General features: G+C 67.3%; 13 protein-coding genes. 6 read left to right on the top strand and 7 right to left on the bottom strand.

The genetic code is table 11. The features are described from left to right. Positions 1-117: 117 nt before the first annotated feature. Complete coding sequence (locus tag EJC49_RS24630) at positions 118-1,059, bottom strand: nucleoside hydrolase (protein WP_126702575.1); 942 nt, start codon at positions 1,057-1,059, stop codon at positions 118-120. Positions 1,060-1,178: 119 nt separating this feature from the next. On the opposite strand from EJC49_RS24630, the gene EJC49_RS24625 reads away from it, so the two are divergent. Together EJC49_RS24625 and EJC49_RS24620 are read left to right on the top strand one after the other, a co-directional pair. Next, positions 1,179-1,604 (top strand): Hsp20 family protein, encoded by a 426-nt coding sequence (locus EJC49_RS24625; protein WP_126702574.1) that lies wholly within the window; start codon positions 1,179-1,181, stop codon positions 1,602-1,604. 64 nt (positions 1,605-1,668) lie between these two features. Then, positions 1,669-1,926, top strand: coding sequence for a BQ00720 family protein (locus EJC49_RS24620; RefSeq protein WP_126702573.1), 258 nt, complete (start codon positions 1,669-1,671; stop codon positions 1,924-1,926). Between the two features lie 41 nt (positions 1,927-1,967). Here EJC49_RS24620 and ptsN read toward each other — a convergent pair whose 3' ends face one another. The 6 genes from ptsN to lptC all read right to left on the bottom strand — a co-directional run bounded on the left by ptsN (position 1,968) and on the right by lptC (position 7,069). Beyond that, positions 1,968-2,432, bottom strand: coding sequence for a PTS IIA-like nitrogen regulatory protein PtsN (gene ptsN, locus EJC49_RS24615; protein WP_126702572.1), 465 nt, complete (start codon positions 2,430-2,432; stop codon positions 1,968-1,970). 70 nt (positions 2,433-2,502) lie between these two features. Next, a complete protein-coding gene (gene hpf / locus EJC49_RS24610) occupies positions 2,503-3,090 on the bottom strand; it encodes a ribosome hibernation-promoting factor, HPF/YfiA family (RefSeq protein ID WP_126702576.1) in 588 nt (195 codons plus the stop codon). Between the two features lie 235 nt (positions 3,091-3,325). Then, the gene (gene rpoN, locus EJC49_RS24605) at positions 3,326-4,840 is read right to left on the bottom strand and encodes an RNA polymerase factor sigma-54 (protein WP_126702571.1); all 1,515 of its coding nucleotides are present in this window, start codon (positions 4,838-4,840) and stop codon (positions 3,326-3,328) included. 153 nt (positions 4,841-4,993) lie between these two features. Continuing rightward, on the bottom strand, positions 4,994-5,719 hold the full coding sequence (lptB, locus tag EJC49_RS24600; RefSeq protein ID WP_245453553.1) for an LPS export ABC transporter ATP-binding protein: 726 nt from the start codon (positions 5,717-5,719) through the stop codon (positions 4,994-4,996). A gap of 77 nt (positions 5,720-5,796) precedes the next feature. Further along, on the bottom strand, positions 5,797-6,393 hold the full coding sequence (locus EJC49_RS24595) for an LptA/OstA family protein (protein WP_126702569.1): 597 nt from the start codon (positions 6,391-6,393) through the stop codon (positions 5,797-5,799). Beyond that, positions 6,380-7,069: an LPS export ABC transporter periplasmic protein LptC gene (gene lptC, locus EJC49_RS24590; protein WP_126702568.1), complete on the bottom strand. Its 690-nt coding sequence runs from the start codon at positions 7,067-7,069 to the stop codon at positions 6,380-6,382. Before lptC ends, EJC49_RS24595 begins: the two co-directional genes overlap by 14 nt. Positions 7,070-7,403: 334 nt before the next feature. Here lptC and sppA point away from each other — a divergent pair, with 334 nt between their 5' ends. From sppA to lhpI, 4 genes are all read left to right on the top strand, one after another. Continuing rightward, positions 7,404-8,381, top strand: a complete 978-nt coding sequence (gene sppA, locus EJC49_RS24585) for a signal peptide peptidase SppA (protein WP_126702567.1) — start codon at positions 7,404-7,406, stop codon at positions 8,379-8,381. Between the two features lie 47 nt (positions 8,382-8,428). Then, positions 8,429-8,713 carry an integration host factor subunit beta gene (locus EJC49_RS24580; protein WP_126702566.1) on the top strand — a complete coding sequence of 95 codons (285 nt, stop codon included), beginning with the start codon at positions 8,429-8,431 and terminating at the stop codon, positions 8,711-8,713. 37 nt (positions 8,714-8,750) lie between these two features. After that, positions 8,751-9,092 carry a LapA family protein gene (locus tag EJC49_RS24575; RefSeq protein ID WP_126702565.1) on the top strand — a complete coding sequence of 114 codons (342 nt, stop codon included), beginning with the start codon at positions 8,751-8,753 and terminating at the stop codon, positions 9,090-9,092. Between the two features lie 62 nt (positions 9,093-9,154). Beyond that, complete coding sequence (lhpI, locus tag EJC49_RS24570) at positions 9,155-10,120, top strand: bifunctional Delta(1)-pyrroline-2-carboxylate/Delta(1)-piperideine-2-carboxylate reductase (RefSeq protein WP_126702564.1); 966 nt, start codon at positions 9,155-9,157, stop codon at positions 10,118-10,120. The last annotated feature ends 171 nt before the right edge of the window (positions 10,121-10,291 follow it).

The following is a 10,291-nucleotide window of genomic DNA, read 5'->3' as shown; positions in this document are numbered from 1 at the left end:
GCGGCGGCCGGGGCGCTGGCCTGCCTGAAGCCCGGCGCGCAGCCGGCGATCCCGCTGCGAAACGAGGTCGAGCGCGCGCTGGCTCTGCCGGGCGGCTGACCGCCCCGCCGTCGGACCTCAAAGCCGCCCGAGCCGCTCCGTCAGGAGATCGAAGAAGCCGTCCGCATCGATGTCGCGCATCACCGTGGCGTTCTTCGGCCGGTCGGTCACGCCCCACCAGTCGATCACGGTCATGCCCATCGTGATCTCCGAGGCGGTCTCGATGGCCACGTTGCAGTTGCGGCCCCGGAAGAGGCCGGGCTCGACCAGGTAGGCGATCACGCAGGGGTCGTGCAGCGGGCCGCCGTCGCTGCCGTATTTCTCCTCGTCGAAGCGCTCGAAGAACTCCAGCAGCTCGGCGGTGGCGATGCCCACCCTGGTGCCGAGAGCCCGGAACGCGGCGACGCGCTTTGCCGTCGTCAGCGCCTTGTGGGTCACGTCCAGCGGCATCATCACGATCGGCACGCCGGAGGAAAAGACGATGTCGGCGGCATGCGGATCGACATAGATGTTGAACTCGGCCGCCGGCGTGACGTTGCCGCCCTCGAAGAAGCCGCCGCCCATCAGGACGATCTCCTTGATCCGGCCGGCGATCTCGGGCGCGCGGTTCAGCGCGGCGGCGATGTTGGTCAGCGGGCCGAGCGGGCACAGCGTCACCGTGCCCGGCTCTTCGGCCAGAAGCGTCTCGACGATGAAGTCGACGGCGTGGGTCTCCTGCAGCGGCATGGTCGGGTCGGGCAGTGTCGGCCCGTCCAGCCCGGTCCGCCCATGCACGTGCTCGGCCGTCACCAGGCGCCGCATCAGCGGCCGCACGGCGCCGGCATACACCTTGATGTCGGGCCGGCCCGCCAGCTCGCAGATCTTGCGGGCATTGGTCTGCGTCAGCGCCAGCGGCACGTTGCCGGCCACCGCCGTGATGCCGATCACCTCGAGCTCCGGGCTCGCCAGCGCGAGCAGGATAGCCACCGCGTCGTCCTGGCCCGGGTCTGTGTCGATGATGATCCTGCGCGCCGGGTTCATTCGCTGTTCCTTGCACTCACTTGAACTTCAAAAGGCGGCGGACCATATCAGCAGCACGCGGAGGAACGCCACCCGGGTTCCTCCGCTTTCCACGTCGCTCTCTGGAGGACATGAGACCCATGACGCGTATGACGCCCTTCTCGAATCCGCTCCTGCTCGGCTTCGACACCATGGAAAAGACGCTCGAGCGTGTGGCGAAGTCCGGAGACGGATACCCGCCCTACAACATCGAGCGCCTGCGCTCGGCGGACTGCGGAAGCGAGAGGCTGCTGATCACCCTGGCGGTCGCCGGCTTCTCGGACGACGACCTCGACGTCACCACCGAAGAAAACCAGCTCGTGATTCGCGGCAAGCAGACCGAGGACACCGGCCGCGACTATCTCCATCGCGGCATTGCCGCGCGGCAGTTCCAGCGGACCTTCGTCCTCGCGGACGGCATGCGCGTCGTCGGCGCCGAACTGAAGAACGGGCTCCTGTCCGTCGCTCTCGACCGGCCCCAGCCCGAAAAGCTGGTACGAAAAATAAACATCTCGGTGAAAGACTGAACGGAACCCATGGCTCGCACCTGGGTTGGCCTATGCAAGGCAGCCCTCGGCAAGGAGGCTAAACATGACTGATCATTCCGAAATCCTGGCCATGACGGCCGACCAGTTCGCCCATCTCGGCGAAGGCGCCCTCGCATATCTGCGCAAGGTGAAGAGCGAGGACCTGACCGGTCGTTTCCCGGGCATTCCCGACATCGCGCCGGGGCTTGAGCTCTGGGCCCTGTTCGCCGCCGACGGGCGGCCCATTCTGCTGACCGACGAGCGTGAAAACGCCATCGGCGCGGCGATGCAGAACCAGTTGACCCCCGTCAGCATCCACTGACGCCGGCATCCACTGACGCCGGGGTCTTCGCCGAACGCCGCTCAGGCGGCGTTGGAGGCGGGCGCCGTCGACAGGAATGCGTAGATCGCCGCGGCGTCGCGGGTGCCCCGGATCTTGGCCACGGTCTCCGAATCGCGCAGCACCCGGGCGATCCGCGACAGCGCCTTCAGATGGTCGGCGCCGGCGCCCTCGGGCGCCAGCAGCAGGAACACCATGTCCACCGGCTGGTCGTCCAGCGACTCGAACTCCACCGGATGGTCGAGCCTGGCGAACACGCCGGTGATGGCCTTGATGCCCGGCAGCTTGCCGTGCGGAATGGCGATGCCGTTGCCCACGCCGGTGGAGCCGAGGCGCTCGCGCTGGAGGATGGTGTCGAAAATCTCGCGCTCCGAAAGCCCCGTCACCTCGCTCGCCTTCTCGGCGAGGAGTTGCAGGAGCTGTTTCTTCGAATTCGCCTTCAAGGCCGGCAGAATGGCCGGTACCTCGATCAGATCGCTCAGATCCATGCTTCTTCGCGTCCCTTGGTTGGTCCCCGGCGCGGGAAGACGTCCGCGCGGAAAAGTCGACGGCGGAGCCTCAGGCTCCGTCGCCTGCCACGGCGGAAGGATCGATCCACCCGATGTTGCCGTCGGAGCGGCGATACACGATGTTGACCTTCCCGGTGCCCGCATTGCGGAACACGTGGACGGGACTTTCCTTCGTGTCGAGTTCGATCACGGCTCCGGCGACGCTGAGCGTCTTGAGCGTCATCGACGTCTCGGCCACGATGGCGGGCGCGTAGTCCTCCGGCACCTCCTCGTCTTCCTCGGCCACCGGCGACATCACGCGGTAGGGCACGTTGGCCCAGACGGCTTCGGCGGGCGAGTCGGCCTGATGCGATTTCAGGCGCCGCTTGTAGCGCCGCAACCGCTTCTCGATGCGTTCGGCCGCGGCGTCGAAGGCCAACTGCGGGTCCATCGCCCGACCTTCGGCCTGCAGTTCCATTCCCGTGTCGAGGTGAATGCGGCAGTCGGCCGAAAATCGCGCCCCGGTCTTCTCGACCGTGACATGCCCGGAGAACCCTCCATCGAAATATTTCGAGATTGCTTCCTCGATGCGTTGATCGATCCGGGTGCGGAACGCATCACCCATCTCCATCTGCTTACCGGAAATTCGCAGGCCCATCTGAAATCTGACCCTTTCTTGCTCGGATGACTCCGCTTCCGAGTTTATACCCGCCATCGTCGCGCACAAGGTTGCGCATCTGGTCATACCGAAGTTTCGGCGCGGGTCCATGTTGCGGGCCGGTGGCGCGAGCGGAAGCGCCACCCCCTTGGGTGCGCGGCTTCTAGGGATTTGGCCGGGCTTTGTCAACGCGCGCTCGACGCCCGCGTCCATGCCGCACCGGCAGGCGGCCCCGTCAGGCCTCCATGCCGGCCATCGCGCGCTTCTCGCGCCGACGTTGTACGGAGGACGGAATGTTCATTCCCTCCCGGTACTTCGCCACCGTTCTTCTGGCGATGTCGACCCCGTCCTTGCGCAGGATGTCGACGATCGCGTCGTCGGAAAGAACGTTCGACGTGTCTTCCTCGTCGATCATCTGGCGGATGCGGTGACGCACGGCCTGGGCGGAATGGGCATCGCCGCCCTCCGCCGACGCGATCGAGGCGGTGAAGAAGAATCGCAGTTCGAAGACCCCGCGCGGGGTCTGCATGTACTTGTTGGCGGTCACCCGGCTCACGGTCGATTCGTGCATCTGGATCGCATCCGCCACCGTCTTCAGGTTCAGGGGCCGCAGGTGCCGTATCCCGTGCACGAGGAAGCCGTCCTGCTGGCGCACGATTTCCGACGTCACCTTCAGGATGGTGCGCGCGCGCTGGTCCAGGCTGCGGGTCAGCCAGTTGGCGCTCTGCATGCAGTCGGACAGGAACTCGCGATCGGCCGGGCTCTTGGCATGCGTGCAGACCTGCGCGAAATAGGCCTGGTCGACCAGCACCCGCGGCAGCGTTTCCGGGTTCAGCTCCACCGTCCAGCTTCCGTCCGGCGCCGGCTTCACCACGACGTCGGGCACCACCGTCTCGGCGGCGCTCGCCACGAAGCCTGCGCCGGGCTTCGGGTCCAGCGCGCGGATTTCGCCCAGCATGTCGATCAGGTCGCCCTCGTCGACCTTGCAGATCCGCCGCAGCGCCACGAAGTCGCGCTTGGCCAGGAGGTCGAGATGGGCGATCAGCGCCTCCATCGCGGGATCGAAGCGGTCGCGCCGGCGCAGTTGCAGCGCCAGGCATTCGCGCAGGTCGCGGGCGAACAGCCCGGCGGGGTCGAATCCCTGGCACGCGTCGAGCACCGCCTCCACCGTTGGGCGGTCGGCGCCGAGCCGGTCGGCGATCTCGCCGATGTCGCCCCGCATGTAGCCGGTGTCGTCCAGCGCATCGGCGAGTTCGCGGGCGATCAGCGCCTTGGCGCGATCGGGAAACGTGAAGGCGATCTGTTCGTCGACCATGTCGCGCAACGTCACCGCGGCGGCGGCCATGGTCTCGAAATCGAAGCCGCCGTCGCCTTGCCCCTGGTTGCCGGACGCCGACTTCCAGGTCAGCGCGAGGTCGGGGCCGAGCCGGTCCTGGACGCCCGGATCGTCTGGGAAGACGTTTTCCAGCGACGTGTCGAGCCTTTCGGCCAGCGTTTCCGACGAGGTGTCGAGACCGGCCGAAAACCATTCGGCGTCACCGTCGTCGGCGCCCGACGGCTCGGGATCGTCGCGTCCCGCGTCGTCGGCGGGATCCTGGCGTTCCAGCAGCGGATTGCGCTCGATCTCTTCGTCGACGAACCGCTCCAGCTCGGTGTGGGTGAACTGCAGCAGGCGAATCGACTGCATCAGCTGCGGCGTCATGACGAGCGCCTGCGACTGCCGCAGCTGTAACTTCGCCGAGAGCGCCATGCCTGCTACCCCATACCTCCGCAGACGGCCCGTCGGGCCGCGTCCTCACGACGCCAAAAAACTGGCCCGCCTTTTGCTTGTCAAGCAAAATGCGCGGCAAAGGCTTTCGAAACCGTTCTCCGCGGCGATGAAATCGGGGACTTTGCGCCAGAATCAGAGCGTGAACGCTTCGCCGAGGTAGAGACGGCGCACGTCCGGGTTCTCGACGATCTCGGCCGCCGGCCCGTGGGTGAGCACCTTGCCGTCATGCAGGATGTAGGCGCGGTCGATCAGGCCCAGCGTCTCGCGAACGTTGTGGTCGGTGATCAGCACCCCGATGCCGCGCGCGGTGAGATGGCGCACCAGCTGCTGGATGTCGGACACCGCGATCGGGTCGATGCCGGCAAAGGGCTCGTCGAGCAGCATGAAGCTCGGGTTGGACGCCAGCGCGCGCGCGATCTCGAGCCGCCGCCGCTCGCCGCCCGACAGCGCGATCGCGGGCGACTTGCGCAGATGCGGGATGTGAAATTCCTCCAGCAGCTCGTCGAGCCGTTCCTCGCGCTTGCGGCGATTCTTCTCCACCACCTCCAGCACGGCGCGGATGTTCTGCTCCACGGTCAGGCCGCGGAAGATCGACGCTTCCTGCGGCAGGTAGCCGATCCCCAGCCGCGCGCGCCTGTACATCGGCATCCGGGTGACGTCGAACCCGTCGATCTCGATGGTGCCTTCGTCGACGGGCACCAGGCCCGTCACCATGTAGAAGCACGTGGTCTTGCCGGCGCCGTTGGGGCCGAGAAGCCCGACGGCCTCGCCCGCCCGAAGTCCGATCGAAACCCCGTCCACGACGGATCGGCCGTGATAGCTCTTCGACAGGCCCCGCGCGATCAGCGTGCCCTTCAGGTCGGCGCCGCCGACGTCATCGGCGTCGCTCGCCCTGCGCGGGCCGTTCGTTCTGCTGAAGAAGGACAAGTTGCAGCCTACTGCGTTGCCTTGGGCTGCAGCAGCATCTTCACACGGCCGCCCTTGTCCTGCTGGCCGCCCTTGCCGCAACCGTCGAGCGTCGCCTCGCCGGTGCCCATCCGCACCGTCAGCCTGCAGCCCACGATGACGTTGGGTCCGTCGGTCAGCACCACCTCGTTGCCGGTCATGACGAGAATCTCGGTGCCCATGTCGAACGTCGCCTTGTCGGCGGTCGCCACCTGGGTCTCCGACTTCACGTAGACCTTGCCGTCCACCTCGAGCTTGTCGATGTTGCCCGAACCCGGCGTCGCCGAGGCGGCCGCGCCGGCGCCTGCGCCGCCGGCCGCGCCCTTGGCATAGTAGACCGTCATCCGGCCGGCCCGCATCAGCGTGGGACCCTGCACGACGTTGACGTTGCCCGTGAAGATCGCCACGCCGTCGGTGTCGCGCACCTCCAGCTTGTCGCTCTCGATCTGGATCGGCTGGTCGCCCGAGATCTTCAGGCCGCCGAAATTGCTCTGCGTCTGCTGGGCGGCGGCCGGAAGGGCCGCGGCCAGCGTCACCGCCGCCGCCAAGAGTGCCTTGCGCATGATCGTCATCTCACTGCCCCGCATCCTGCATCTCCGCCCTGTCGCCCACACCGTTGACGGTCCGGGGATCAACCTGCATCCTCACCCTGTTCTCGAACACGAACACGGTGCCCTTGTCGAGTACTTCCAGACTGTCGGCGCTAATCGTGGAACCGCCCTGCTCGATGCGCACCGGGCTCGGAGACCGGAGTTCGCCCGCCGCGATGTCGACCTCCGACGGCCCGAGATCGGCCTGCAGCCCGTCCGACGTCGTCAGCGTGATCGGGCTGGTGATGCGCAGCACGTTCGTTTCGTCGTCGTAGACCCCGGCCTCGGCCCGGATCGTCGCCCACCGGTCGGCCGCGATCGGAAACCGCGCGTCGATTTCCTCGAGCTCGATGGCGCCGGTTCGCGTGAGCTCCTGGATCGCCCGCGCCGCGTTCATCGAATAGGGCAGGTTGTTGCTCGTGAACCCGTTCATCTTCGGATTGGCCATGACGATCTTGCCGTCGCGGATCGCCGACCCGTCGACCGCGATCACCACGCTGGCCGGGGTCAGCAGCCAGGAATATCCGGCAAAGCCGATCGCGATCAGCAGCGACAGGACGGGAAGCGCGATCTTGAAGAAGCGGACGCGGCGCGAATGGCGAATGGCGCCCGCGAACGCATGGTCCCGGCCCGACGGCGGGAGGCGCCTGGTATCCTGCTGTGCAGCACTCATCGCCATCCTGTGACCGGTCGGTTCCGTGCTTGTCCGTTTCGGGAGTAGTTATGAACGAGCCGGCGCGAAAAGATGTCGCGAAGCCACGCCGGACCGGATTGCATCCCAATATGGTTATTTTTGGATAAACATCCAGCGCCTGTCGAGTGTTGCCGCGTCGCGGCGCAACCAGGATGCTCTGGCGGGATCGCCGTTTCTCGTCCAGCCTCGCGCTCCGGGCGCGATGGATTGGGCAGATGCCCAAAGGTCAGTTGCCAAATCGATTATGGTCCGTTTCGCTCGCTGGCGGATTTCGCTAGAACCGGTCGGCGGAGCAGTGTGCGAGGGTCCTCAAATGGCGCCGAGAGCCGACGACATCATCGATCGCCGACGAATTCGGCGCAAACTCACCTTCTGGAGGGTGGCCACGCTCCTCGTGGCCGCCATCGCCATCGCCGGCTTCGGGGCCTGGGGCATGCGCGACAGCTGGCCGGGCCAGGGCCGCGATCACATCGCCCAGGTCAAGATCGGCGGCACGATCACCGAGGATGGCGAGCTGCTGCGGCGGCTGGAGGACATCGCCGAGTCCGATTCGGTGAAGGGCGTCATCCTCTCCATCAATTCCCCCGGCGGCACCACGGCGGGCGGCGAGGCGATCTTCGACGCCGTCCGCCGCATCGCTGAAAAGAAGCCGGTGACCGCGCAGGTCGGCACGCTGGCCGCTTCGGCCGGCTACATGATCGCCAGCGCCAGCGATCACATCGTGGCGCGCAAGTCCTCCATCGTCGGATCGATCGGCGTCCTGGTGCAGTTTCCCGATCTCACCGGGCTGATGGACAAGGTCGGCATCAAGCTCGAGGAGGTGAAGTCCTCGCCGCTCAAGGCCGAACCCTCGCCCTTCAACCCCACGACCGACGAGGAGCGGGCGATGATCCGCGCGATGATCATGGATTCCTACGAATGGTTCGTCGGTCTCGTGATCGAGCGGCGCCCGCTGTCGCGCGCCGAGGTGCTGGCCCTGGCCGACGGCTCCATCTTCACCGGCCGGCAGGCGCTCGATCTCAAGCTCGTCGACGCGCTCGGCGGCGAGCAGGAGGTGATCGCCTGGCTGAAGACCCGGGGCGTCGACGAAGCGCTCGAGGTTCGCGAATGGAAACCCCGCAACACCGGCGGCTTCCTGTTTGGCCAGTCGATGCTGCGCGCGGTCGCCGACGCGATCGGCCTGCCGGGCGGCAGCGCGGATCTCTTGCGCGAACTGGGTGGAGAGCGCTTGTTCCTTGACGGTCTCCTGTCGCTCTGGCAACCTGCCTCCGGTGTCACCGGGGAGAGATAAGGGTCGGGCAAAAAAAAGAATTTCCGGGCACGATGGGAAACGCCGCAATGATCAAGTCCGAACTTGTGCAGACGATCGCGAACCGAAATCCGCACCTCTTTCTTCGAGACGTCGAAAACATCGTTAACGCCATCTTCGAAGAGATCACCGAAGCGCTCGCGGAGGGCAATCGTGTCGAGCTGCGCGGCTTCGGAGCCTTCTCGGTGAAGAACCGGCCGGCGCGCGTCGGACGCAACCCGAGGACGGGCGAAGCCGTTGACGTCGAGGAGAAGTGGATCCCCTTCTTCAAGACCGGTAAGGAACTGCGCGAGCGGCTCAACGCCGCGAAGTGACGGGTTCCTCCGCAGACGGGCAGAAAACGGGCAAGGCATGCTGAACCGCATCATCGTCGTCGTCATTTTCGTACCGGTTGCGATCCTTCTGGTCGCGCTGGCGGTGGCCAACCGCCAGATGACCAGCTTCACCTTCGACCCGTTCAACCCCGGCAATGCGGCGCTCTCGGTGCAGATGCCGCTCTTCGTCATGCTGTTCCTGGCCCTCATCCTCGGCATGGTCATCGGCGGCGTGGCCGCCTGGCTGAAGCAGGGCCGCTACCGCAAGGAAGCGCGGACCAGGCGGCGCGAGGTGCAGAGCCTCCTGCAGCAGAAGCAGCCCGCCCCCGTCGCGTCGGCGTCCGCCCCGCCGCCGGGCGTTCCCGCCCTTCGCGGCTGACGTCGCCGCCGCTGTCCGGCCCGCCACCCGGTGATCCCGCCCCACGGACGAAGGATATGATGATGCGCATGATCGATGCCGCCGCCGTCGACCGGTCGCTCACCTTCGCCGGCCTGGTCGAAACCTTGCGGACCGCGTTCCGCGACGGCGCCGTCCAGCCGGTCCGCCACCATCACACCATCGATCGTCCCGACGGCGCCGCCTCCACGCTGCTCCTGATGCCGGCCTGGAGCGATTTCGAGCGGGCGGGCACGTCGGATGGCGGCTTCGTCGGCGTCAAGATCGTCACCGTGTCGCCCGACAACAACGCCATCGGCAAGCCGGCGGTGATGGGGCTCTATCTCCTGCTCGAAGGCCGCACCGGCGAGCCGCTGGCCCTGATCGACGGGCAGCGGCTGACGCAGTGGCGAACCGCCTGCGCCTCCGCGCTCGCGGCCTCCTGGCTGGCGCGTGAAGACGCCGCCTCGCTGCTGGTGATCGGCGCCGGCGCGCTGTCTCCCTTCCTCGCCCGCGCCCATGCGGCGGTGCGGCCGATCGGCAAGGTCCGGATCTGGAACCGCACGCCCGCCCATGCGCAGAAGGTCGTGGCCGGCCTCGCCGATCTCGGCCTCGACGTCGCCGTCGCGGCCGATCTCGACGCGGCGGTGGCGGAGGCCGACATCGTCTCGTCCTGCACCATCTCGACCGAGCCGCTCATCAAGGGGGCGCTTCTCAAGTCCGGCGCGCATGTCGATCTGGTCGGCGGCTTCACCCCGACGATGCGCGAGGCCGACGACGAGGCCGTTCGCCGCGCCCGCGTTTATGTCGACACGCTGGCCGGTGCCACCCGGGAAGCCGGCGACATCGTCCAGCCGCTGGCGTCGGGCGTGCTGGCCCGGGAGGCCATCGTCGGCGACCTGTTCGGTCTCGCGCGCGGCGAGATCGCCGGCCGCGCCTCCGCCGGGGACATCACGCTGTTCAAGTCCGTCGGCGCCGCGCTGGAGGATCTGGCCGCCGGCATCGCCGTGTACAAGGCGGTTTCGGCCTGAGCGCAATGCGCGAAAACCGCGCCGTGTTGCGCCTCCACGGCCGCTATGGCAGAAGCGCCCCCATGGTTCCCGAAAGCCCCGCCTCGTGAAGACCCAGCGCGACAAGCGCCGCGACCCGCGGCCCCGCGCGCCGGGCGGCCAGCCGCCGCTGCAGCGTGGCGCGGCCGACAG

The sequence above is a fragment of the Aquibium carbonis genome (assembly GCF_003970795.1).
In the GTDB taxonomy this organism is placed as follows: Bacteria; Pseudomonadota; Alphaproteobacteria; order Rhizobiales; family Rhizobiaceae; genus Aquibium; species Aquibium carbonis.
The sequence above is the reverse complement of the archived record's forward strand: the minus strand, read 5'-3'. Positions and strand labels throughout refer to the sequence as shown.